The 24679-nt window shown below is 48.5% G+C and carries 17 protein-coding genes; 10 read left to right on the top strand and 7 right to left on the bottom strand.

The window, feature by feature from the left end:
- Nucleotides 1-45 precede the first annotated feature (45 nt).
- From JTN23_RS13425 to JTN23_RS13415, 3 genes are all read right to left on the bottom strand, one after another.
- Entirely contained in the window at nucleotides 46-2799 is a 2754-nt protein-coding gene (locus JTN23_RS13425) for a DUF1553 domain-containing protein (RefSeq protein ID WP_247235353.1), read from the bottom strand.
- Between the two features lie 132 nt (nucleotides 2800-2931).
- Entirely contained in the window at nucleotides 2932-4518 is a 1587-nt protein-coding gene (locus JTN23_RS13420) for a RagB/SusD family nutrient uptake outer membrane protein (RefSeq protein WP_247235352.1), read from the bottom strand.
- Between the two features lie 11 nt (nucleotides 4519-4529).
- Nucleotides 4530-7457 (bottom strand): SusC/RagA family TonB-linked outer membrane protein, encoded by a 2928-nt coding sequence (locus JTN23_RS13415; RefSeq protein ID WP_247235351.1) that lies wholly within the window; start codon nucleotides 7455-7457, stop codon nucleotides 4530-4532.
- A 1040-nt stretch (nucleotides 7458-8497) separates the two neighbouring features.
- Between JTN23_RS13415 and JTN23_RS13410 the strand changes: the two genes are divergently transcribed.
- Nucleotides 8498-9574, top strand: a complete 1077-nt coding sequence (locus tag JTN23_RS13410) for a LacI family DNA-binding transcriptional regulator (protein ID WP_247235350.1) — start codon at nucleotides 8498-8500, stop codon at nucleotides 9572-9574.
- A gap of 217 nt (nucleotides 9575-9791) precedes the next feature.
- Here JTN23_RS13410 and JTN23_RS13405 read toward each other — a convergent pair whose 3' ends face one another.
- Together JTN23_RS13405 and JTN23_RS13400 are read right to left on the bottom strand one after the other, a co-directional pair.
- The gene (locus tag JTN23_RS13405) at nucleotides 9792-10415 is read right to left on the bottom strand and encodes a YceI family protein (protein WP_247235349.1); all 624 of its coding nucleotides are present in this window, start codon (nucleotides 10413-10415) and stop codon (nucleotides 9792-9794) included.
- A gap of 63 nt (nucleotides 10416-10478) precedes the next feature.
- Nucleotides 10479-11093: a YceI family protein gene (locus tag JTN23_RS13400; RefSeq protein WP_247235348.1), complete on the bottom strand. Its 615-nt coding sequence runs from the start codon at nucleotides 11091-11093 to the stop codon at nucleotides 10479-10481.
- A gap of 541 nt (nucleotides 11094-11634) precedes the next feature.
- Between JTN23_RS13400 and JTN23_RS13395 the strand changes: the two genes are divergently transcribed.
- From JTN23_RS13395 to JTN23_RS13370, 6 genes are all read left to right on the top strand, one after another.
- Nucleotides 11635-12729, top strand: a complete 1095-nt coding sequence (locus JTN23_RS13395; protein ID WP_247235347.1) for a sensor histidine kinase — start codon at nucleotides 11635-11637, stop codon at nucleotides 12727-12729.
- An 84-nt stretch (nucleotides 12730-12813) separates the two neighbouring features.
- Nucleotides 12814-13590, top strand: a complete 777-nt coding sequence (locus JTN23_RS13390) for a LytR/AlgR family response regulator transcription factor (protein ID WP_247235346.1) — start codon at nucleotides 12814-12816, stop codon at nucleotides 13588-13590.
- 71 nt (nucleotides 13591-13661) lie between these two features.
- Entirely contained in the window at nucleotides 13662-14396 is a 735-nt protein-coding gene (locus tag JTN23_RS13385) for a carbohydrate-binding family 9-like protein (RefSeq protein ID WP_247235345.1), read from the top strand.
- Nucleotides 14397-14531: 135 nt separating this feature from the next.
- A complete protein-coding gene (locus JTN23_RS13380) occupies nucleotides 14532-15776 on the top strand; it encodes an MFS transporter (protein ID WP_247235344.1) in 1245 nt (414 codons plus the stop codon).
- 181 nt (nucleotides 15777-15957) lie between these two features.
- Nucleotides 15958-16476 (top strand): gluconate 2-dehydrogenase subunit 3 family protein, encoded by a 519-nt coding sequence (locus JTN23_RS13375; RefSeq protein WP_247235343.1) that lies wholly within the window; start codon nucleotides 15958-15960, stop codon nucleotides 16474-16476.
- Nucleotides 16477-16581: 105 nt separating this feature from the next.
- Complete coding sequence (locus JTN23_RS13370) at nucleotides 16582-18297, top strand: GMC oxidoreductase (protein WP_247235342.1); 1716 nt, start codon at nucleotides 16582-16584, stop codon at nucleotides 18295-18297.
- 169 nt (nucleotides 18298-18466) lie between these two features.
- On the opposite strand, the gene JTN23_RS13365 is transcribed toward JTN23_RS13370, so the two are convergent.
- A complete protein-coding gene (locus JTN23_RS13365; protein ID WP_247235341.1) occupies nucleotides 18467-18982 on the bottom strand; it encodes a DsrE family protein in 516 nt (171 codons plus the stop codon).
- A gap of 22 nt (nucleotides 18983-19004) precedes the next feature.
- On the bottom strand, nucleotides 19005-19175 hold the full coding sequence (locus JTN23_RS13360; RefSeq protein WP_247235340.1) for a DUF1059 domain-containing protein: 171 nt from the start codon (nucleotides 19173-19175) through the stop codon (nucleotides 19005-19007).
- 357 nt (nucleotides 19176-19532) lie between these two features.
- Between JTN23_RS13360 and JTN23_RS13355 the strand changes: the two genes are divergently transcribed.
- The 3 genes from JTN23_RS13355 to JTN23_RS13345 all read left to right on the top strand — a co-directional run bounded on the left by JTN23_RS13355 (nucleotide 19533) and on the right by JTN23_RS13345 (nucleotide 24668).
- Entirely contained in the window at nucleotides 19533-20210 is a 678-nt protein-coding gene (locus JTN23_RS13355; RefSeq protein WP_247235339.1) for an RNA polymerase sigma-70 factor, read from the top strand.
- Between the two features lie 64 nt (nucleotides 20211-20274).
- Nucleotides 20275-21294: a FecR family protein gene (locus JTN23_RS13350; RefSeq protein WP_247235338.1), complete on the top strand. Its 1020-nt coding sequence runs from the start codon at nucleotides 20275-20277 to the stop codon at nucleotides 21292-21294.
- A 2-nt stretch (nucleotides 21295-21296) separates the two neighbouring features.
- Nucleotides 21297-24668 (top strand): SusC/RagA family TonB-linked outer membrane protein, encoded by a 3372-nt coding sequence (locus tag JTN23_RS13345; protein WP_247235337.1) that lies wholly within the window; start codon nucleotides 21297-21299, stop codon nucleotides 24666-24668.
- The last annotated feature ends 11 nt before the right edge of the window (nucleotides 24669-24679 follow it).

Raw genomic sequence — 24679 nt, 5'->3', positions numbered from 1 at the left:
ACTACTTTTCATCTCAAACTATACATGAGATAGAGCAGCCATTTCCTATTCTTTAGTCAATACATTAGCCATATTCAGTAATACATTGGCTGAAACAGTCAAAGCGGCTAGTTCAGGTGATTTATCCTGTCCGAATACCAGAATACTATCTATTTCCGAGGGCGCTTGCCGATAGGTATGGAGAGCGTCATTATAAATAGTGACTAGCACATCCAGATTCTTCTTCTCAATAGGCTGATATATAAGCATACGGTACCCTTCTTTTAGCTGCTGCTCCGGGGTCTTGCCTTTTTTGCGCATGAGTGCTGCCAAATTTTCGGCTGCTTCCAGATATACAGGATCATTCAAGGTAACCAGAGCCTGTAAAGGAGTATTGGTCAGTACTCTACGCGACTGGCAAAACTCCCGGCTGGGTACATCAAATGTTATCATGGAAGGATAAGGTGACGTTCGTTTCCAGTACGTATAGACGGCCCTCCTGTACCTGTTTTCGCCCTCACTTACCACCCAGTTCTCCCCATTATAAGGGGATTGCCAGATCCCGTCGGGCTGGGGGGGCATCACACTCGGACCATACATTTTGGGGGATAGCAGACCACTTATAGCCAGAGCCTGATCACGTACCTGTTCCGCGCTTAGTCTTACCCGGGGGCCACGGGATAACCAGATATTATAAGGGTCTTTTTCCTGCCTTACCTTATCTGATTTGGAGCTTTGCTGATAGGTCGCCGACAGGACAATCTTTTTCAAAAGCTTCTTGACGCTCCACTGATCTTCCTCCATAAAATGGACTGCCAGCCAGTCCAACAGCTCAGGATGGGAAGGCTCACTTCCCTGGGAGCCAAAATCTTCAACCGTCTCCACAATACCTTTTCCGAAGAGTTGTTCCCAGAACCGGTTGACTATCACACGCGCCGTGAGTGGATTTTCACGGCTAACGATCCATTGGGCCAGCCCCAAACGATCACGAGAGTACTCTTTGGGCATTGGTGCCAGTAGCCTGGGTACATCGGGCTTTACTTCGGCCCCCTTTACCAGCCAGTTTCCCCGGACAAATACATTTGTTTTCCGGGCGAAATCACCTTTACCCTCCCATATTATGGGCATACTCTCTGTATTTCTGGACAATACAGTGGCATATTCAGCAACTATGTCCGGGTACTCCGGCTGATTGGCTCCGGGTAGTTCTTTTTGAAAAGATACCCAGGCTATCCGTACCCATTCTTTTGGGGTCTTAGGGCTGTGCAGACTGAGGTAAATATTATGTTTGCCCGTTATTTTCTGAATAGGAGCCACTATTACAGTATCCTTTGCTGGTATTTTTATCTGCGAGAGTACCTGTCCGTCCAACCGGTCAAGGTGCAAGGATAGTACTGCATTCTCAGCTTTGGTCGCAACACTCATGACTACACTACCCGCATCCGTCAGATTAACCTGCGGAATACGTGCATTCCCTTTATCTTTTACCCCATAGTACGATATCAATAAGGCAGTGGACTCGTCTCCTTTCTCAAAGTTATGGGCATTAATTTTAGGCTCCATCACCTTCATAAACTGGGTCAGTTCATCAACCTGCTCCGGCTCATATTTTAACACCCATTGCTTGATCCGCTCCACGCGGGCTGAATCCTCTCCTTTATAAAATCGTAGCTTCGGCCATTCATCCCAGACATCCTCGTCTCTGGCATTGTTGAAGAAGGCCATGTATTTGTAATAGTCTTCGTGAGGAATAGGATCATACGGATGGCTGTGGCACTGTATACAGGCAAATGTAGTACCCTGCCATACCTCCCAGGTGGTATTTACGCGATCAATCAATGCGGCGGTTCTGAACTCTTCGTCGTCTGTCCCGCCCTCATTGTTGGTCATGGTGTTCCGGTGAAAGCCGGTGGCGATCATATTGACTTCGGTTGGGAACCCATCCTTGTCTTGGTTCAGTAAATCCCCGGCTAACTGTTCTGTGGTGAACTGATCAAAAGGTTTGTCTTCATTGAAGGACTGGATAACATAATCCCTGTAGCGCCACATGGTCCTGCCACCATCACTTTCATACCCTTTGGTGTCGGCATAGCGAGCCAGATCCATCCACATAGAAGCCCACCTTTCACCAAAACTTGCTTTATTGAGTAGCCGGTCGACTACCTTTTCGTAAGCATCCGGTGAAGTGTCACTCAGGAAATCAGCAACCTCCTTTTCAGTTGGTGGCAGGCCTGTCAAATCCAGACTAACGCGTCTGATCAAAGTAGCTTTGTCTGCTTTGGGTGAAGTAGTGAGATTTTTCTCTTTTAACTTTTCAAGTACAAAATAATCAATCTCATTCTGCGCCCACTCTTTCTCTTCCTTGTTCAGCAAGCCAAATAAATTCCAGACAGAATTTAAAGAAGGTACTTCGGGTTTTTCGATCCGCTTGTAGGACCAGTGCTTTTCCCATACAGCCCCTTCGTTGATCCATTGCTTAAGTACTTCTACCTCTTCTTCTTTCAGAGGTGTACCTCCCTTTGGCATTCGCTCATCAGGATCGGTACTTTCTATACGGCGGATCATCTCACTGGCATCCGCATCACCCCTTACTACGGGTACTTTTCCTGATTTACCAGGCTCCAGCATTTCATGTTCAAAGAGAAAACTCACTTCACCCGCCTTCTTCACTCCTCCATGGCATCCCATGCAGTGTTTATTAAGTATAGGTTTGACCTGGCTGTTATAATCCACAGACTGCCCAAACCTGCCGGAGTGCCAGGTAAAGGAGGCTATAACGACAGCCAGTGATGCTATAAGTATAAGAGTCTTATTCTTCATATGATTTTTTGGTCTCAGTAGTTGAGCAAGGCAACTACTGAGACCAATAGACGAAACATCAACTTTATCAGTAAACTTTCTTAGACTCTATTTATTTACTGAATTTATAGAGGTAAAGGCAAGTACATGAATTTAATAACCGACATTCTGCTTGATATTGGGATTGGCATCTAACTCTGCCTGAGGAATAGGTAAAAGATAGTTACGGCCCGCCTGAAAAACACGATCTTCCACTTTGATACGAGCATTGGACCAGGTAACTACACCAGTCTGGCTATCCATTGTACCTAACCTAGAACCATATACCGGACCGTTTAGTGCCTGATTACCAATGTCCCACCTTTTAATATCCCAGTACCGGAGACCTTCGAAGGCAAGTTCTACTCTTCTTTCCCGTCTTACCAGTTCCCTGAGCTTAGCCTGGGTACTATATACGGTGCGATCTACGGCCGGCATTTTTGCACGTAACCGTACCATATCAATCGCATCATATACTTCGGGAGTACTCTGACCCGCTTCAATGGCTGCTTCTGCGAAAGTCAGCAGTACTTCGGCCAGTCGGATAACCATGATATTGGCATCGCCATTTTGTAAGGCCGCCTCAGGCACGACCTTGCTATATTTCAGTACATTATAGCCGCTTTTAGGGGCCGAAGCACTTTGATAGAAATCAGGGCTGGATAATTCGAGTGTATTATAGACTCTTCCATTGTATCTGGCTCCTGAATACAAAATGGTCATATCCAGACGAGGATCCCGATTCTCAAAAGGTTTATCAGCATTATATAGTGTCGACTCAGTGATTGTCTTTCCATCTTTCATCTCATAGGCATCTACAATGCTCTGGACAGCGGAAATCGAAGACCAGCCTCCCTCTTTTGAAGGAAGTATATGCTGCCAAAGATTATTTGCATAGGTATCTTTGATATACTGTACCTCAAGAATAGATTCTGTATTACTGCTTTCATTTTCAACCTGAAATAATCCGGCATAATCAGGATACAACTGGTACACGCCACTTTTTGCCATGTCAATTACTTTTTTTGCATCGGCCATGGCATCAGGATATTTTCCTTCATACAGTTCAAGCCGGGCTTTCAGGGCCAAAGCAGCACCACTGGTAACATGGCCGTTGGACTGTCTCATATTCTGAACAGGCAATACTTTGGCTACCTCTTCCAGCTCAGTCAGGATAAAATTGACGACTTCCGCCCTTGGGCTTCTTTCCATTTTAGCATCTTCCGGATTCTGAATCACCTCTGTTACCAGTGGGACGTCACCATAAAACTGTACTTTACGGAAATAATCGTAAGCGCGAAGAAAACGGGCCTCAGCAAGAATCCGCTCTTTCTTCTTGGCATCCATTTCTATCTGAGGCACTTTCTCCAGGAACTGGTTATACTTTCTGATCAGGTTATAGTTAAAATAATCACGGCCGAAGTTGGAGGCATTAGCTTGCCCATTGCCAAGTGCCTGTACATTGTCCCAGGCATATTGCGAAAAGCCATTGTCCGTCATCAGGTCCCACCATAATATATTCCAGTGTTCCTCCCACCTGTTATAGATTCCGGCAAGGGCCATATCCGCATCCTTCTCCGTCTTCCAGAAGGTCATATCGGATAGGCGATCGGTTGGCGAAACCTCAAGGAACTTCTGTCCGCACGAGGCCAGCATCCAGACCGATAAGGTTGTACAAACTATTTTATATATACGCTTCATCGTCTTCGGGTTTAAAAGTTGATATTCAGGCCTGCAGTATAGATTTTAACATTAGGGTAGCCAAACTGTGCGTTTTCCGCGCTTTCCGGATCAAATCCACTGTCCAGCTTTGTAAATGTCAGCAAGTTCTGACCACTTACGTATACCCGTAATGAGCTGATCTTGAGAGGCGTTAGTGCTTTCTGAGGTATACTATATCCGAACTGCAGGCTTTTCAGTCGGAGGTAATTGGCATTAACTACACTGAAGCTGGATATGGCATAGTTATGCCACTGGCTGACGTGGGTTCTGGGGAAACGGGCATTGGGGGTTTCGGGGGTCCAACGGTCCAGGTGCTTGGTTTGTGCCTTATACCCATTTACAAAAGCAAACTGCACCTGATCCTGCAGGTACTGCTTTACATCGGCAGCCCCTTGTCCCAACACAGCGATATCAAAGTTTTTGTAACGGGCATTCAGGTTCATGCCGTAGGTTGTTTTAGGAATGTCACTCCCCAGATCAATCCGGTCGTCACCGTTTATTTTCCCGTCATTGTTCTGGTCCTTAAAGATCAGATCACCTTTCTGAACCGGTGCGCCAAGTACTTTTGGTAAGGTCTGAACCTGTTCGTCCGTCTGATAGAAACCTATGGCTTCATAACCGAAGAAGGAGTTCCAGGGATAACCTTCGGCCTGTATCCGTCTGGTTTTAGCCGGATTAGCATACCTTTCCACATTATTTCTGTTCATTCCCATGTTAAACGAAATATTGTATGAGAAGTCTCCTATGCGGTTGGCATGTCCCAATACGAGTTCAATCCCCTTGTTTCTCATAGCTCCGGCATTTACCGTTGGAGCGGGCAGACCATAGATGGATGATACAGGTACGGCAACGAGGATATTATCGGTGTACCGATTATAGTAGTCGGCAGTAAGGGTTAACCGGTTATTGAAAAGTGCCAAATCAGCTCCGATGTCGAAAGTTGTACTCTTTTCCCACTGCAGATTTGAGTTAGCCGCTATTTGCTGAGCCGCACCGGCATTGATAGCTCCGCCAAATGGATAATTGACACCCAGAGCGACGGTGGGTATGTACAAGTAATCGCTTATATCATTATTACCAACGGAGCCGTAAGAGCCTCTTAGTTTAAGATCAGAGATGGCCCGGATGTTCTTCAGGAAGGCTTCCTCGGATATACGCCAGCCAGCTGAAAAGGAAGGAAATACCCCCCATCTTTTATCCGCTGCGAATTTGGATGATCCATCATACCGAACACTGGCTTCCAGCAGATACTTGCCCAGGTAATCGTAATTAACCCTTCCAAAATAAGATCCCAGTTTACTCTCATAACTAAATCCTGCTGACGTCATTCCCTCGGTAGCTCCGGCATTGATATCCGTTAGATCATTGCTCGGCAGATTTCTGCGAAAAGCACCGGTCTCATTGTACATGAAGGCTTCGCGGGATGTACCGGCCAGTATGTTCAGATTATGGCTGCCAATACTTTTCTCATACGTCAGGAATGCCTGCAGAGTAGTTCTGGAATTGCGACGATTGTTAACCCTGATGGAATTAGGTCCCTGGTAACTACCATCTCCATACGTCAGGTCTTTCAAGTGAACCTTATTATCAATGAAGTTATAATCAATACCCGCGGATCCTCTTAATTTCAGGCCTTTTGCGATAGTCAGCTCGGCAAAAGCATTACCCATTGCATTTGAAATCTGATCGGTTATAGAACCTCCATTCTCGATCCAGGCATTGGGGTTTCCATCCAGGTACCGCGTCCAGGTACCATCCGCGTATTTATTGGCGACTGTTGGTGGTATCCGGTTAGCATACACAATACTAAAATTCAGCCCCTGTCCCGATGAAATCGCCGAAGGCTCACTAATACCTTGTCTGATAAATGACGAAGTAACTCCAACCGTCAGGCGGTCCGTGATTTTAGTATCCAGATTCAAGCGGACATTATACCGCTGGTTATCCGTATTCTGAATTAGCCCTTTCTGATTCAGATAGCCAAACGAAAGCAGATACCTGGAGGCTTCAGACCCACCGGAAACACTCAGGTTATGCGATTGCTGGAGACCTGAACCTCTGTATAACAGACCTAACCAGTCTGTATTGGGGTAGTTGATCGGATCAGATCCATTTCTGAACTTTTCAAGTTCAGCCTCTGTGAATCTAGGTTGCTGTCCTTCATTTACCAACCCCTCGTTCAATAACTTTCCATACTCATACGACCCGAGATAGTCAGGAAGGTTAGTTGGCTTTTGGACCCCCACATAGGCATTATAGCTTACCACCGGCTTACCGGTCTTTCCTCTTTTGGTAGTAACCAGTATCACACCATTAGCGGCACGGGAGCCGTATATGGCTCCGGCCGAAGCATCTTTCAAGACGCTGATACTCTCTATATCATTGGGATTCAGGTTTTCCATGGAAGATATAAGTCCGTCCACAACTACCATTGGAGAAGCATTATTCATGGTACCTACCCCACGTACCCGTATGATCCCGTTATCACGACCGGGCTGACCGCTTCGCTGAACCACAGTAACCCCGGGCAATGTACCCTGTAGGGCCGATGACATGTTTGTAACAGGTCTGTCTGCGAGTTGCTTGGCATCAAGTGTGGCGACAGCCCCCGTCAGATTCACTTTCATCTGAGTACCGTATCCTACTACGACCACTTCATTCAGATTAGATACATCCTCCTGAAGGGTAATGACGAGATCAGATTTGTTCTGTACAGGAACATTCTGGCTTTTAAATCCAATGAAACTAACTACCAGGATATCATTAGGATTAGTGGAGTTGATGGTAAAGTTACCTTCCGCATCGGTTTGGGTTCCAACAGTACTTCCCTGAATCACTATATTCACTCCGGGCAAAGGAGCACCTTTACCATCCAGAACCTTTCCCTTGACCGGGATGGTGAGGACTGAAGTTGGCATTGCCAACGTCGTGTAAGATTGTGCCGTGAACCAAGCCAGCATTATCATCCAAATAATGGATGTGGTTCGAAACCGAACAAGGGTAAAAGTGGCTTTCATGAAAGTAAATTGGGGTTTAGGAGTAGATTAAGGAATAATCTTCTAGGAATCTTCGCAGAAGCAATATGGATGTATATTTTATCAAAAGCAAATCAAAAAGCCAATGTGTACGTACACATTGGCTTTTTAAGGAGGTGTGTTCGAACACACCCTCTTGTATATCTACAAGGTTATGCCACAACTGGCCTATACTATTATAAGAAAAATTATAATTATTTAAATTTTTAAGTTTATAGAAAATTATTGAAAATAAATGTTCAGAGGTTACTCTACCCCCTATACTTTCTGACCATTTTTAGATTTGTGCATAGATCATAAGATCAAAGACTTAGCTACCGGGTAAAGCAACCCAAAGGCAATCAGAGGTCTGAACCATCCAGCTTGAAATGACAAATCTTATGCTCTTGATCCGAAACGGTAAGGCCTGGTAACGGTTCTTCCTATATGTTAGGGTAAAGTAGAAGCATCACCTGGCTGGTATCCCCCCTCCTTCCTACCTTGAACACTTATACTTTTAGGTATACTACCTGACGGCTAGCAACCTTAAATTGAGAATCAGTAGAGATACGCTAATAAGATTTATAAAGTAGTGTACTAATAGAAGATCAGGTACTTAACAAAGGGTACTAGAAGCCTGGCAGCTCATCCTGCACTAGAGCTAGTGCAGGATGAGCTGCCTCTTTAAAAGCAACTGCAAGCCTAAAACCGTAGTGAGTAGTATCTATCTAAGGTATTAATACGCGACTGAATTAGGACCTAGTAGCAACAAGCCACTTCTATAAGTTTAACAACTTCACGTAGTACTTTAAAAGGACTTTGGAATGTTTTTATTACCTTCGTTTACCACGACCTCCCTAGAGTTTAAGGCCAGCTGAGTATCGGACTTCCCTATGATTGGTTGTTTGCTATACTAATGCAACGGGAGTTTGTACTTGTTATCTATGAGAAAGAAAGTAGTAAGAATTAAAGATATTGCAGAAAAGGCGCAGGTTTCAGCGGGAACTGTTGATCGAGTTTTACATAACCGGGGGCTTGTATCAGAAGAGGTCAGAAAGAAGGTAGTACAGATAGTTAGGGAAATGAATTACAAGCCTAACTTGATTGCCCGTACTTTAAAATCAAACCGTACATATAAGTTTGCCGCTTTAATACCAGACCCTGACAAAGATATTTACTGGAACTCTCCTAAATCAGGAATAGAAAAGGCTGAATCAGAATTGAACCACTACGGCGTCACGGTCGAACAATTTATTTTTGATCCGTATAGTATTGATTCTTTCCTGAAAAAAGCTAATGAGGTAGCCCACTCTAATCCGGATGGTATACTACTTGCTCCTATTTTCCATAAAGAAGTTTTACCTTTCTTTGCTGATTGGCAAGCCAGAAACATCCCCTATGTGCTATTTAATACCCAAATCCCTAACTCCTCACCACTTAGCTACATAGGCCAGGACTCCTACCAAAGTGGATTACTCGCAGCCAAACTATTACAGTACGGAATCTCTGAGCCCGCTACACTTTTAGTAGCACATATTAGTGAAGATATTTCTAATTCGGCCCACCTTCTTGAAAAAGAAAAAGGCTTTCGCAACTTCTTCTCAGACAATGGATTAGCAAGTCAATACAATGTCATTCATCAGAACTTTGATAATTCTGATAGTTCCACTCTCGCTGATCAACTAACAGATATAAAAGAACGCTTTTCTGACCTTAAAGGCATTTTTGTTACCAACTCCAAAGCTTATGAGTTAGCTTACCATTTAGAAAAATTCAATTGGGGCCATATAAAACTTATTGGCTATGATTTATTGCCCCAAAATTTATCTTTTTTAAAAAGTGGAATTATTAAGTTCCTCATCAATCAGAATCCGCTCGGGCAGGGATATTGCGGTATCTATCAACTGTCAGACTCCATAGTTTTCAAGAAAAACATTTCAGCCATCAAATATCTCCCACTTGATATTGTTACCCAGGAGAATCTGAGTTATTATTTGAACACTGCTGCCATAGAGCGGTAAACTTGCGTAATAAATATAGCAGGTACCTAAATAAAATCAGAGTGAAGCGTTATATCATCAACAGGATCAGGTAGTGGCATATAGTATGGTACTATTCAGAAATATTTCTAATAGAAAAAGGGAGTAACTCCGCGTCATGCTGCGGAACTACTCCCTCTGCTCTACCTTGTATTTGTTGCTAGCATTCAGTCAACACCAAGAACAAGACCAAGTACCTTTACTTTTCTGCCTGCATGGCTCCGGCTACCTTCAGGTGAATCGCCACCTCCGGCAGGATGTAGTGGCCTTCGGCTTTGGGATCGGTAGCGTAATTCATCCCCCATTGGGTGCGGTCCAGCTTAAACTTCGCTTCGGTCACCAGTTTCTGCCCATCCAGCTGGATTTTGGCCGGGAAGGTAATCGGGTTCGTCTTACCGAGCATGGTGAAGTCGCCGGTTACCAGGTAGTTGGCTCCCGCTACCGCAGCAGTATCTTTTTTGTTGTACGGAATTATCTTGGTGATGGTAAAAGTAGCCTCCGGGTGCAGTGCCATGTTAAAGAAATCAGGGCTCTTGAGGTGGTCCAGTAGCTGGGGCTTCAGCTGGTCAGGCAGGTTGAAGTTTTTGATCGAAGCAATGGGTATGATGAAGGTACCGCTTTTGATCCTGCCTCCTTCGGCTTCTAACCCTTCACTCTTCACCGCGAACGATCCCACATTAGAAGTACCCGGCATAAAGCCCTCCCACTCCACGACCGAAGTCTCCTCGTTTAGCACGTACTGCTGCTTTTTGTTGAGTACTTCCTGATTAAAACTACTCCATAGAAATGAAGCGACGATGGCGGAAATAAATACTGTTTTCATGGCTGTTTGATGGTTTTAGATGATATAGTTTTGATTTTAAAGAATGGTATTCAGATTTATGGATTACTCCATGTTTCCTTCCAGTTTGAGGTGAATATCTACTTCAGGATAAATGTAGTGCTCCGGAACGGACGGGTCGGTAGCGTAGTTCATGCCCCACTTGGTGCGGTCAATCTTGAAGGTAGCCTCGGTTTTCAGCTTCTTGTTCTGGATGTCGATCCGGGCGGGGAAGCTGATGGTGTTGGTCTTGCCGATCATGCTGAAGTCGCCGGTCACCAAGTAGTTGGCTCCCGTTATAGCTCCTTCCCCCGGGCTGGTCAGAGGTACTACATTCTTGATGGTAAAGGTAGCGTTGGGGTGCAGCGCCATGTTGAAGAAGTCAGGGCTCTTGAGGTGGTCCAGTAGCTGGGGCTTCACCGCGTCGGGTAGGTTGAAGTTCTTGATCGAAGCGATCGGAATGACAAAAGTACCTTTGGTCACCTTTCCATCCGCTACTTCCAGATCCTCACTCTCCACCGCAAACGATCCGTTGTTGAAGGTACCGGCTGTGGAGCCCTTCCATTCGGCCACGGATACTTCTTTGTTGAGCGAGTACTGCTCTACTTTGGTAACTTCATCGGGGTTACAGGCTACTAGTAACAGGCTGGCCGCCAGGGCTGATAAAAATTGCTTTTTCATGGCTTGTTGTTTTTGTTGGTTTGTTAAACTTTTTGACAAATCTCTCCTGAAAACTCCTCCGGGAAAAGGGCATTGGAACTGAATTGGTGATAGCTTCTACTGAATTGTAAAGAATTGGACTTCATCCGGCAATAGCCTCATTTCGCTATCTGAAAAGGCTTTATGGATGGCCTTACGTGTGCGATAGTGGCCTCACGCGCAGTCCTATAGAGGGCCGGATCTACCTCCATGCTCCGAAGGACTATCAGGCATTTTGCATGTACCAGGGTCAGGGGCTGCCCGGGTCCGGGAGGTACTTAGTAGTGTTTCCATTGACCGTATTGGCTAATCAGGTGATGAATATTTCTGCAAAGATGCGGCGGGGGCGGTAGTTGCTGTTTAGGCTAAATGGAGGATGATTTAGGAAAAATGGAGCCTATCGTCAATTCAGTGCCAAAAAGTAACAGTACAGTAGCGTACCCATTGCCTTTCTGTCAGAAGAAATGAAATTTTACAACACGTTGCACGACAGCAGCGCCTTCCTACCTAAGCCACGCAGGATATGTCGAGATTAAAGGAAACACTGACCCGAAAAATAACTCCACAAGATAGATGGGTAGGCTTTCTGTGCCTTCCGTTCTACATCAACGTGATCTACCTGCTGTATGGCCCCCGGTACTATAAAGACCAGACTGTATTTATCTATGCCACCATTATTGCCGTCATTACCTGGTTCTTCTCGTGGAGGATACACATTACAGTAGGGCATTACGTGCGGGTAGTCATGCAGGATGTCCAGCAAACCTTCCTCCGTCTTCTAATTTCGTGTGGGATATACGTGATCCTGACGGGCTCCATCACCTGCCTCCTGACTTACCTCCTGCACGTGACAGGGTACCTGGGGTACCAATTCAGCCTTGACAGTTTTGTACTGGCCCTGCTTACGGGCCTGGTGATCAATGTGGTAGCCGCCAGTGTATTCGAGGGATTTTATATCTTCCAGAACTGGCGGGATGCGCTACTGGAGGCCGAAAACTTCAAACTGGAAGCCGAGAAGCTGAAGAAAGCCAACCTGCAGAGCCAGCTCGACGGATTGAAGAGCCAGGTCAACCCGCACTTTCTGTTTAATAGCCTCAACTCGCTTTCGGCCCTGATCAGCAAGAATCCGGAGAAAGCGGAGGAGTTTCTGGATGAGATGAGTAAAGTGTACCGGTACCTGCTCCGTACCAACGAGCAGGAGCTAACTACCCTGTCGGCTGAGATTAAGTTCGCGGGCTCGTACTTCCATATGCTAAAAACCCGCTACGGTGAGGGTATTGCTATGGAAGTAGCAATAGGCAAAGAACATGATGATTACCTGCTACCTCCGCTTACCCTACAATTGCTGCTGGAAAACGCGGTGAAGCATAATGTCATACTGAAAGAAGATCCGCTGGTGATCTCCATCCGGACCGATGCCAACGGCAACCTGATCGTGAGCAATACCCTGTTTAAGAAGCGATTGATGGTACATTCCAATAAAGTGGGGTTAGCTAATATCTCGACTAAGTACCGCCTGCTGAACCAGCCGGACATCGTAGTGGACGAAACCGAGAAGGAGTTCATAGTAACAATCCCGCTCATTAAAAGCATCCGGGAGAAAGAGCTTCCGGTATAGGAATGCAATAATCTATGTACCTCATTCAAAACGTGCATATAAAAGCTAACAGCTAATACTTTACCTTAAAAAAACTACCTACCCATGAATATATTAATTGTAGAGGACGAAGATCTGGCGGTTGAAAAACTCAAAAAGACGCTGGAAAAGGTGGACGATAGCGCCCAGGTCATTGGCGTAACCGGCAGTATCTCCTCCTCCATTGACTGGCTCAACAACAACCCCAATCCGGACCTGATCCTGATGGATATTGAACTGGCCGATGGCCAGAGCTTCGAGATATTTGAACGCATCCGGGTGAAGAGTCCGGTGATATTCACCACTTCCTACGATGAGTATGCCCTGCGTGCTTTTAAGGTCAATAGCATCGACTACCTGCTGAAGCCCGTCCAGACGGATGACCTGGAGGCCGCGCTGGTGAAGTTCAGGGAGTTTAAAGAAAGCTTTACCCAGGCCCCGGAGCACCAGACTACCAACATCGAAAAGCTGATCCGGGAGCTGCAGAACCTCCAGCCGAAGGAATACCGCAAGCGGTTCCTGGTCAAGCACGTTCAGAAACTGGTATCGGTAGAGGTTGACACCATAGCCTACTTTTACAGTGAAGATCGTTTCAGTTTCTTCAGGACCCACGACGACAAGCAGTTCATCGTCGACTACAACATGGACGAGCTGGAGGACCTGCTCGACCCGGACGACTTCTTCCGCATCAGCCGGTCATTTATTGTATCGGTCAGGTCGGTGGATCAGATCGGCGACTACTTTGGCAATCGTCTGGCCCTACAGCTCAAGCCCTCCATCAGCAAGGAAACTATTGTGAGTCGGGAGAAAGTAGGTGCCTTCAAGAAATGGCTGGGGAAGTAGTAGCCAGGCGCACAAGTAAAGCGATGCCTGTTTTGCTTTTACTGGAGTAGTCTCATTCCTACTTTTCATCTATGAAATTAAGAAATCTGGTAGCTGGCCTGGGGGCTACCCTACTGTCGGTAGCCGGCCTTATCCCTTCTGCGTGGGCTTCATCAGGGCCTGACTCGCTGCTCACTGTACGCAAGACGCCGGACTTTGAGGTGAACGGCCAGGGTACCCACGCCAACTGGGCCCGCACCGAGTGGGTGAACCTGACGGCTCAGCGGGTGGCCGGGCCGAAGCTAGGTACCCGCGCCAAGGTACTCTACTCCGGCAAGGGCATGTACTTCCTGATGGAATGCGAGGACCGCAAACTAACAGCTACCCTCACCGAAGACTTCGCCGACCTGTACAAGGAGGACGTGGTAGAGGTATTCCTGTGGACGGACCAGTCGGTGCCGGTGTACCTGGAGTACGAACTATCGCCCCTCAACTACGAGCTGCTCATCATGGTACCTAACCTCAACGGCAAGTTCTTTGGCTGGCGTCCCTGGCACTACGAAGGTGAATATAGAGTAAGGCATGCTACCAGCGTGAAGGGTGGCGACAAAAAATCCGGGGCCTCCATATCGAGCTGGACCGCTGAGTTTTTTATCCCCTTTGGTGTGATGCGGCCCATCGTACAGGCCCCACCGACCTCGGGTATCCGCTGGCGCGGCAACCTGTACCGCATTGACTACGATGGGGGCACATCTACCTGGACGTGGCAGCGCACCCGAACCAACTTCCACGACTACCAGAGCTTCGGTACGTTGGTGTTTGAGTAGCCAGGCTATTCGTATATAATCAGCGCGATGCTTTTGTAGAAATTCATTGGTAAAAAACTAAGGGTAAAAGGGTAAATCATAGTCTGGGTATAAATATCTTTGCTGATTCCTAAATAAACCCTACCAAAAATTTTAATGAATACTACAATTCAATCAGATCGTTCTGCCGTTTCTCATTTATTCAGTGCCCCTGTAATTGTAGCCGCGCTGGGCTATTTTGTTGACATCTACGACTTACTCCTGTTTGGTATTGTACGCATTCCCAGTCTGGTATCGTTAGGCCTTTCTGAAGAGGCTATCTCGCAGGTAGGTGCCAGTATCCTCAACTGGCAGATGACCGGTCTGCTGCTGGGGGGGATCCTGTGGGGCGTTCTGGGCGATAAGAAAGGACGGTTATCGGTACTCTTTGGATCTATTATTACGTACTCCCTGGCCAATCTGGCCTGCGGTTTTGTACAGGATCCAACTACGTATAAAGCTCTTCGTTTCATAGCCGGTATAGGACTGGCCGGTGAGCTGGGAGCGGGCATTACGCTGGTATCTGAGATCCTTCCCAAGAACCTCCGCGCCATCGGTACCTCGCTGGTGGCGGGTATTGGGCTGCTGGGCGCCGTAGTAGCTTACTTTACCGTCGAGATTTTTGACTGGCGCAATGCCTACTTTATCGGTGGTGGCCTGGGTATAGCGCTGCTGCTGCTACGGATTGGAGTATTTGAATCCGGTATATTTGAGCAGGTCAAAGGGCAGAAGCACGTCGAAAAGGGCAACTTCTTCTCTCTTTTCACCAACCGCGAACGTCTCGTGCGCTACCTCAAGTGCATCGGCATGGGCCTGCCTACCTGGTTTGTAATTGGTATCCTGGCTACCTTCAGCAATGAGTTTGGTAAGGCCTTGGGTATTGCTGAGGGCATTAAGCCCGGTCTGTCTATTATGTGGTGCTACGTAGGTTTGTCGGCAGGTGACTTCCTGAGTGGCTTTCTGAGCCACTGGCTGCAGTCACGCAAGAAGGCTGTGTTCCTCCTGATGCTGTTTACGGCTCTCTGTAGTATAGGCTTCCTGTACGCGGGTATCAATACTGCCGCTCAGCTTTATGCCGTGGCAACTATGCTGGGCTTTGGCATTGGCTACTGGGCTATGTTCGTGACCATTGGAGCCGAGCAGTTTGGTACCAATCTTCGTGCCACGGCGGCCACTACCGTACCCAACATGGTACGCGGTACAGTGGTGATGATGACTACCTTATATGGTACTTTCAAAGGTACTTTCTCCGTTATCAACTCTGGGGCTCTAGTAGGACTAATATGCTTCGCCATTGGCTTTTACTGCATTCTGACCATCCCCGAAACCCACGGCCGCGATCTGGACTTCCTGGAAGAATAATATTTTGATTATCAGGAAACTATCCATCAGCAAAGCTGCGTTACTAAGGCAACTGGCTCCGATATAGGTGGATATGATACTATTTTATCCTTCTTTAAGTATAAAATTGCGTAAAGTTCCGTAATAGCGTTTATATTATTTCTTTTGTATCATAGAATTACCCTTACAAAAATAACATTACATGGAAAGACGTGCGGCGCTTAAAGGTTTGGCAACAGCAATCGGCGGATTAGTCGTGTTACCATCCTGGGCTTCTAACTGGAATCATACCACTCTTCAACCCACTGATCTGCTTTCCGCAGAAGAAACTCCCCTACTAGCCAGTGTAGTAGACACCATCATTCCCAAAACGGATACTCCGGGTGCCAAAGAACTTGGCGTGGATCGCTTTATTCAGCTCATGATTAAGGACTGCTACGACAGCAAGGCGCAGGAAACCCTGAAAAAAGGCTTAGCTACCGTAGAAGAAGACAGCAAGGAAACCTTCGGTAAGTCATTCACGGCCTGCAATGCCGCCCAGCGTATTCATATTCTGGAAGGAATGGGCCTCAGCGACGATGCTACCAGCAAGGGCTTCTTTACGATGGTGAAAGGCCTGACGATCCAGGGCTACATGAGTTCGGAGTACGTCATGACCAACATTACCAAGTACGAGATGATTCCGGCCCGCTGGAACGGCTGTGTACCTGTGAATCAATAACCAGTGAGCAATGTGTGAATGACCGATAGATACAACTACTCATTCGCTCAATAAATAATTCAGATTTCATCATCGCACCGGCGACCCGGTCAGAATTACAAGAAGATGTCTTATTTCAATATTGATAGTCAGAAGGCCCGCACCTACGACGCTATAGTGATTGGTTCAGGAATTAGTGGAGGATGGGCCGCCAAAGAATTATGTGAAAAAGGGCTGAAAACGCTGGTACTGGAGCGGGGCCGCGATGTAAAACACAACGTGGACTACCCTACTACCATGAAAATGCCGTGGGAATTTGAGCACCGCGAGCGTATGCCCCTGGAAGTAGTGAAAGAAAACCCTATTCAGAGCAAGTGCTACAATTATAAAGAGTCAGCCGCGCACTTTTTTATAAAAGACAAAGATCAGCCTTACGTACAGGAAAAACCCTTCGACTGGATACGTGGCTATCAGGTAGGTGGTAAATCCTTGCTGTGGGCCCGTCAGACCCAGCGCTGGAGCCAGTTTGACTTTGAGGGTCCAGCTCGTGATGGCTTTGCGGTAGAATGGCCCATCAGCTACAATGACATTGCCCCCTGGTACAGCCACGTAGAGAAATTTGCGGGTATTACAGGAAATAAGGATGGACTGGACAGCCTGCCCGATGGTGAGTTCCTGCCCCCGTACGATCTAAATTGCGTTGAGAAGTACTTCAAGGAGAGCGTAGCCAAGAAGCATAAAGACCGTCACATTATTATATCACGGGCTGCTCACATCAGCCAGCCCCAGCAGATCCACCTGGACCAGGGTCGTGCGCAGTGTATGAGCCGTCAGATGTGTGAGCGGGGCTGTCCGTTTGGTGGCTACTTCAGCAGCAACTCCTCTACTATACCCTGGGCGGCCAAGACGGGTAACATGACCCTGCGCCCTCAATCGGTGGTGCACTCGATCATCTACGATGAGAAGAAGGGCAAAGCTACCGGTGTACGTGTGATTGACGCCAATACCAAGGAGATGATGGAGTTCTACGCGAAGATCATCTTCGTAAACGCCGCAGCTCTGAATACCAATCTGGTACTACTGAACTCTACTTCGTCGCGCTTCCCCAACGGGCTGGGCAACGATAGCGGAGTACTGGGTAAGTACGTGGCCTTCCATAACTATCGCGCCCGTATATCGGCGGAGTACGATGGTCACCTAGATACGACTACAGTGGGTGGACGCCCTAACGGTGGTGGCTATATCCCACGCTTCCGCAACGTATACAAGCAGGAGACAGACTTCCTGCGTGGGTACGCGGCTGGCTTTGGTGCTCACCGTATTTCCTACAACAGCCGCGAAGGTCTGGGTGAGGATCTGAAAGCTAATCTCTTTAAGAGAGAGATGGGAGGCTGGGGCGTTGGTTCGCACATGATGGGCGAAACAATCCCGAAAAAAAGCAACTACGTAGCGCTGGATAAAAACCTGAAAGATCCGTTTGGTATCCCGCAGCTCAAAATCTCCATCGACTACGACGATAATGATGATAAGATGGTGAAGGACTATCTGGAGCAGATGACCGAGATGTTCACCGAAGCCGGATTCAAGAATATCCGTACCTCCGACAGCAAGCAGGCTCCGGGTCTGGATATTCACGAGATGGGTGGGGTACGTATGGGTAAAGACCCGAAGACATCCGTACTGAACAAGTGGAATCAGATGCACGCTGTTTCGAACGTATTCGTCACCGACGGTGCCAGCATGACCTCTACCTCTACGCAAAACCCATCACTGACTTACATGGCCTTCACCGCCCGCGCGGTTGACTACGCCGTGAAGCAGATGAAAGCCAAGAGTCTGTAAGGTATTGCCTACTAAAAATAGAAGCCGCCAGATGCTAAGCATCCGGCGGCTTTTTTATGGCTGCACCTGCCGCTATCAGGTGACATAGATTTACCTTACTAATATATTTTGAATAGTAATTACTTTCCCTATCCTTCGTGAATCATTAGTTAGCAACCATTGCCTGCTACTAGTAGTTAAACATCCGATCATGCTCCACCGAAAGTTGCACGAGCACTTTGGGCATCGCAAATTCAGCCGGCTTTCCTTTGATATCCTCCTCGGTCATGCCCCTGGCTTTGGCCGACATTCCGGATAAGTAGAACCGACCTCCTCCCTTGACGATGGCTTCGTAGTGTTCTCTGAGATTGCCAGTTCCCACACCCATTACCTCCCCCATTTCCTTATCACGAAGCAGCAGTACGGCATTGCCTGCCAGAAACAGAGACACTGAGTGACCTTCTTCCAGAGCAGCTTTGGCCACCAGAAAACCCAGGGCGGCCCGGGTGGGCTCCTCCGGACCGTGTGTGATATGTACAAGTATCTTCATTGCTGCGGTCTTGTTAGGTGTACTGACTGGCGAACTATTCTTTGAGTTGGTAGTAGGTTGGCTCTCCCCTGACTTTTCGTGGGAGGCAATAAGAGTCTGTTCCTGACCACCTATGGCCGACAGGAACAGCCATAAAGCAAGGCTAATGGCTTTCATATAGGAATGTTTCAGGGAAAGACTACTCCTCTTTGATCAGGGTCTTGATCTGTTCGGCCATCTCAGGAGTAACCTGTACCTGATGCACCTGACTGGCGTGCTGGGCCGCCATCTGTAGTACCTGATCTTCACTTTCAGCTTTGATGACACCGGGGCAGTCAAAGCCCACATCCTGGCAGTGTAGTACTTTCATCGGAGTAGTGGTTAAAGGTTAGAAGTAAGCTATAAACTCAGTGCTGTTGTGACAGCCGCGTAGCAAATCCGGGAGGTACTTATTGCTTGCTGTGCTAGTTGAGTGCCAACCTAAATTAAGCCGACTTTAGCACTTTCTTTACCTAATTATACAAAGCAACAATTTTATGAATTTCGGTTACTATTGTCAAATAAAATTATCAAATGGCGTTTCTAAAAAACTTCCTGAGACTACTCCTACAACTAGCACCTAACGCTACTTATCCCTCTTTTTCAAAATTTATTCTTTTTTTCTTACAAAAGACTAAGGGAAAACTAACAGTTGTGAGTCATAGGCATATACTTGAAGAATTGACCTATGGTACATCCTTTACTTAAAATTGCCAGCCCGAAGCAGCCAGCCCTTACGCCCGCTATGGATGACAAGCCCCAGGATAGAAATTTACGGGATGGCGAACCCCGCCAGCTCGATGCTGAACTACTCCTGCGGGAAACCTTCGCGCAAGATCCACGCAAGGGGCTAGAACTACTGTTCCGGAAGTACCACGCTCCCCTGTGCAGCCATGCCGTACGCTTCGTTTACTCCCGGCAGATTGCAGAAGATCTGGTGAGTGAAGTATTCTATCAGTTCTACCGAACTCAGGCTTACCAAAACATCAACACTTCCTACCTCAGCTACCTGTTCCGGTCGGTACGCAACGAGGCGTTTACGTACCTGCGACGGGAGTTTGGCCGGACGGCTCCCCTGGACTTAAGTAGCGAAAACCAGCCCGATGTAAAGCAGCAGGCTCCCGATGCGGAGATACAGTACAATCACCTGTTTATGAAGGTCAATGAGGCCATTGCTCAGCTTCCGGCCCAATGCCAGCGGGTATTCCTGATGAGCCGCTTCGAGAACCGGAAGTACCACGAAATAGCCGAGGAGCTGCGTATTTCACCCAAAACCGTGGAAGCACATATGGCTAAGGCCTTGCGCCATCTGCGCGAAGTACTACGGGGCGAGTGGCTCCTGCTTCTCCTGATTTTGATACAGTAACTCTGCTCCACTAAGGGTAAATCCACTCCGGTGAGTCATTAGCCCGATAATCAACGCTACAACCATGGAATCATCAATCCAGAAACATATACTTTTTGAGTACCTGGCGGGTCGTGCGACACCGCTGGAAAAGCAGGCCGTGGAAGAATGGCTGAAACAGGAAGAAAATACGGAACAGTTTCATCGGTGGGTTTTTGAGTGGGAACTGCAACAGCCACAGTATGTACCTGACTCCGAAGCAGCCTTTGCAGCGCTACTACAACGCATCGATGAGCAGGACGAAGTAGTTGGAAGCTCCGTCCCCGGCGGGCTTCCGATGGCCCGACGTCTTCCCCACCTGAACTGGCGTATAGCGGCTTCCGTAACCATACTGCTGTGCCTGGCGGGCTGGCTACTGCGCAAGCCCCTGCTTTATAAAGCATTTAATACCGACTACGGCCAGACCAGCGCCTTTGTACTGGAAGACGGCAGCCACGTAACGCTCAATGCCAACTCAACTTTATGGGTACCGCGCTTCGGATTCAGGGGAGCTGTCCGGGAGGTACTGCTGGAAGGGGAGGCGGAGTTTTCGGTGCGGCACACACGGGACCACCGGCGTTTTGTAGTCCGAACTCCTAAGCAATTCCAGGTAGAAGTACTAGGTACTGAATTTACCGTTTATGCCCGCCCCCGAGGTACCCGTGTCGCGCTCACCAAGGGCAGGATTCGTCTGGACTACCAGCAGGGTACTCAGCAAAAACAGCTCCTGATGAAGCCCGGAGAGCTGGCTACCATGAACCAGCAAGGTACTCTTTCTATCCAGAAAACCGATAAACCCGAACTACAGGCGGCCTGGAAGGAGCAACGCTTTGTGTTCAACAATACCTCAATACAGGAAATCTGCGCCCTGCTGGAAGAAAACTTTGGACTGCAGGTACGCGTGGACGATGCCGAAATAGCCAACCGAACCATAACCGGAAATTTCAAAGCTCAGACCGCCGATGACCTGCTGGATGTCCTGCAGGTGGTACTTGATCTGAAAATCAGAAAAGAAAAGAACGCGCTCTTCCTATATAATTCCGATTCAAGCTACAACTCACTGTAATTATGACCATACTTCTACGCCTTACCCGCCCTCTGAGCCTGGCCCTGCTGCTGGCCAGCCTGCTATCGGGGGCTGCCTTTTCTCAGACGCTCGCTTTTGTGCAGCAGCAACCCGCCCCCTCCGCAGCCAGAATTGTTCAGCTGAAATCGGTACTGCTGGCCCTGCAGGAACATTACGGCATCGAAATTGTATTTGAAGATCGGCTCGTAAGCAGCCGCACCGTCTCTACGCAGTCGGTGGACTATTCGTTGTCAGTTGAGGCCAATCTGGAGACTATTCTGCGCCCCACGGCCTTACGCTACAAAAAAATACGGAAAGGTACCTATGTCATAATCGAAAGTAAACCGGGCCGTGAGGTTCCGGTCGAAGAGGTAAAAGGCCGGGCCGACAGCCGCACGCAAGCCGAAAAAGGCAGCACCTTCCCTACTCATCCCATAGTCGGTGGAGAAACCAGCCGGATCGTTGAAAGAGCCGAAGCCTCTAAACGAATGGTATCGGGTACCGTCCGCGATGAATCGGGCGCTGGTCTGCCGGGGGTAAGTGTGGTGCTAAAAGGTACCCAGCGGGGTACCACCACCAACGCCGAAGGAGAATTTCAGCTGGACGTACCTGACGAAAGTTCCGTATTGGTATTCAGCTTTGTAGGGTATACCAGTCAGGAGATAGTAGCCGGTAGCCAGTCGAATGTATCTATAACGCTAACTCCTGATAACAAGCAACTGGAGGAAGTAGTAGTGGTAGGCTACGGTACCCAGCGCAAAAAAGACCTGACCGGCGCGGTGATGCGCGTAGATCCCAAGTTGAACGCTACCAATCCTAACGTTAATGCTTCGCAGGCATTACGCGGATCAGTAGCCGGTGTTACTGTTACGGATACGGGCAGGCCCGGTGCCGATGGCACCATCCGCATCCGGGGTGCCTCGTCCATTTCGGCCAATAACTCCCCCCTGATCGTACTGGACGGCATTATCTATACAGGCGGCCTGTCCGATATCAACGCTAATGATATAGAGTCCATTGATATCCTGAAAGACGCCAGTTCGGCGGCCATTTACGGTTCGCGGGCGACCAATGGCGTAATCCTTATCACGACCAAGAAAGGCAACAGTCCCAAACCCCGGCTGTCGTACAATGCCTACTACGGCATGTCGGACTACGCCCGTACCCCCAGACTTATGGGCCCTGAGCGGTACCTGCAGATGAAGGAGGATGCCGCCGCTTTTCTGGGTCGACCCGTTATCCTGACGCCTACTGAGGAGACTAACTTCAACGCCGGCCGCACCATCGATCCCTGGGAAGCCATTGCCCAGCGCGCTCCCATGACCAGCCATGAACTGAGCCTGTCGGGGGTAACCGAAAAGATAAATTACTACGTATCGGGCTCCTATACCGACATGAAAGGCCGGATCTTTGGCGATAACTTCAGCCGCTTCTCCTCCCGCATTAACCTTGATATCGCCATCACCGACTGGCTCAACATCGGTACCAACACGGGCTTTACCCTCAAAAACTACTCGGGTGTACCTGCCAACATCAATAACGCCAGCTACCTAAGCCCCTACTCAACCCTGTTCTACGAGGATGGAGTACCAAAGTACCTGCCCATGGACGACGGTCTGGCCCCCAATCCACTTTTCAGCTCTATCCGCAACGATAACCTCGATCTTTCCAATACGCTGTTTAATAACCTTTACGCGGACATTGCCCTACCGGTCCCCGGCTTATCGTACCGGATGAACATGGGAAACAACCTGCGTTACAACGAAACGGGCAGCTACAGCCCCGCCTACAACCGCGACGGCATCAATATCCAGGGCCAGGGCAGCAAAGGGCACAGCAAGCACCACTACTTCACGATGGAGAATATCCTGAAGTACAACAAGGCCATCGGGCAAATCCACAACCTGGACGTAACGGCATTGTACAGCTTTGAAACTACCCGCAACAGCAGCTCGTCCCTGTCCAGCAACAATATATTTAGTGATGCACTCTCGTATAATGCGCTCAATATCGGCGAGAACCAAACCATCAATACCACCGCCAATGAAGCCCGTGCCAACTCCATCATGGGTCGAGTCGGGTACCGTCTGCTGGATCGGTACATGCTCAACTTCACCCTGCGCCGCGACGGCTACTCGGCCTTCGGGGCCGGGAAGAAGTACGGCAACTTTCCTTCAGTAGGCGTAGGCTGGCTCGTGTCAGACGAGGGCTTTATGCAGGGTACCTCTGCCTGGCTTAGCTACCTTAAGCTCCGCTACTCCTACGGTAAAAACGGAAACCGTGGCATTGACCCCTACGCTTCCCTCAGTAACATGAATCACACGTCCAATCAGTACGTATTTGGCGACAACGGTACTACCAGCGTGGGCATCTCCCCTACTTCCATGGCCAACCTGCAGCTGGGCTGGGAAACCACCGTGGCCTCTAACTTCGGAGTGGACTTCAGTATCCTGAAAGAGCGTATATCGGGAGCGGTGGAGGTCTATTCCATGAAAACTACCGACCTGCTGCTGAGCCTGCGTATCCCCAACATGACCGGTTATGAGACCTTCTTTGCCAACATCGGGGGCACCAGCAACCGGGGTTTCGAACTGACCCTGAACACCCAGAATGTTACCTCCCGCGACTTTACCTGGTCCAGCAACTTTGTGTTCAGCCTGAACCGCAACAAGATCACCAGACTCTCGGGTATAGACCTGGACGGTGACGGCCGCGAAGACGACGACATAGCCAGCCGACGCTTTATCGGTTATCCGCAGGGCACCAACTTTGACTACGTAGTGGACGGGGTATGGCAGGTTGGCGAAGAGAATACCATCGACCCCAGCGCCAAGCCCGGGTACCTGAAGTTCAGGGATGTGAGTGGCGATGGTAAGATAGGTCCCGAGGACCGACAGGTACTGCATTCGTCGCAACCCAGGTTTACGTCAGGGCTCACCAACCGTTTGGCTTATAAGGGATTCTCACTATCGTTCCTGTTCAATGCCCACATCGGCGGGTACAGCCCCAATAGCTTCCTCAACCACGGTACCAACTTCTACGACCGGACCAACCTGATGGATCTCCCCTACTGGACGCCCGAGAACCCGCTCAACAACCGACCCAGCATCGGGTACCCTAATCCACTGGGGTACGGCTTTTATCAGAGCCGCTCGTTTATCCGGTTCCAGGATGTAAGTCTGGGGTATGACTTCCCAAAGAATCTGCTTGCCCCGGTCCGGATTGACCGCGCTAAGGTGTACGTCAGCGGCAAGAACCTCGTCACCTGGACCCAGTGGGATGGCTGGGATCCCGAGCACGGCTCGGGCGGACGGGGACCGGCCAACGGACCGCTGCTCAAGTCGTGGGTAGTAGGTATCAATCTGGGATTATAAGTAGTAAGAGC

It is taken from the genome of Telluribacter roseus (assembly GCF_017355915.2).
In the GTDB taxonomy this organism is placed as follows: Bacteria; Bacteroidota; Bacteroidia; order Cytophagales; family Spirosomataceae; genus Telluribacter.
The sequence above is the reverse complement of the archived record's forward strand: the minus strand, read 5'-3'. Positions and strand labels throughout refer to the sequence as shown.

Bases quoted from the DNA above. Each gene is read 5' to 3' on its own strand.
- JTN23_RS13380 (WP_247235344.1), top strand. From the start codon at position 14,532: ATGAATACTACAATTCAATCAGATCGTTCTGCCGTTTCTCATTTATTC.
- JTN23_RS13400 (WP_247235348.1), bottom strand. From the start codon at position 11,093: ATGAAAAAGCAATTTTTATCAGCCCTGGCGGCCAGCCTGTTACTAGTA.
- JTN23_RS13425 (WP_247235353.1), bottom strand. From the start codon at position 2,799: ATGAAGAATAAGACTCTTATACTTATAGCATCACTGGCTGTCGTTATA.
- JTN23_RS13385 (WP_247235345.1), top strand. From the start codon at position 13,662: ATGAAATTAAGAAATCTGGTAGCTGGCCTGGGGGCTACCCTACTGTCG.
- JTN23_RS13360 (WP_247235340.1), bottom strand. From the start codon at position 19,175: ATGAAAGTACTACACTGCCAGGATGTGGGCTTTGACTGCCCCGGTGTC.
- JTN23_RS13350 (WP_247235338.1), top strand. From the start codon at position 20,275: ATGGAATCATCAATCCAGAAACATATACTTTTTGAGTACCTGGCGGGT.
- JTN23_RS13355 (WP_247235339.1), top strand. From the start codon at position 19,533: ATGGTACATCCTTTACTTAAAATTGCCAGCCCGAAGCAGCCAGCCCTT.
- JTN23_RS13375 (WP_247235343.1), top strand. From the start codon at position 15,958: ATGGAAAGACGTGCGGCGCTTAAAGGTTTGGCAACAGCAATCGGCGGA.
- JTN23_RS13415 (WP_247235351.1), bottom strand. From the start codon at position 7,457: ATGCCAACTTCAGTCCTCACCATCCCGGTCAAGGGAAAGGTTCTGGAT.
- JTN23_RS13390 (WP_247235346.1), top strand. From the start codon at position 12,814: ATGAATATATTAATTGTAGAGGACGAAGATCTGGCGGTTGAAAAACTC.
- JTN23_RS13395 (WP_247235347.1), top strand. From the start codon at position 11,635: ATGTCGAGATTAAAGGAAACACTGACCCGAAAAATAACTCCACAAGAT.
- JTN23_RS13345 (WP_247235337.1), top strand. From the start codon at position 21,297: ATGACCATACTTCTACGCCTTACCCGCCCTCTGAGCCTGGCCCTGCTG.
- JTN23_RS13405 (WP_247235349.1), bottom strand. From the start codon at position 10,415: ATGAAAACAGTATTTATTTCCGCCATCGTCGCTTCATTTCTATGGAGT.
- JTN23_RS13370 (WP_247235342.1), top strand. From the start codon at position 16,582: ATGTCTTATTTCAATATTGATAGTCAGAAGGCCCGCACCTACGACGCT.
- JTN23_RS13410 (WP_247235350.1), top strand. From the start codon at position 8,498: ATGAGAAAGAAAGTAGTAAGAATTAAAGATATTGCAGAAAAGGCGCAG.
- JTN23_RS13420 (WP_247235352.1), bottom strand. From the start codon at position 4,518: ATGAAGCGTATATATAAAATAGTTTGTACAACCTTATCGGTCTGGATG.
- JTN23_RS13365 (WP_247235341.1), bottom strand. From the start codon at position 18,982: ATGAAAGCCATTAGCCTTGCTTTATGGCTGTTCCTGTCGGCCATAGGT.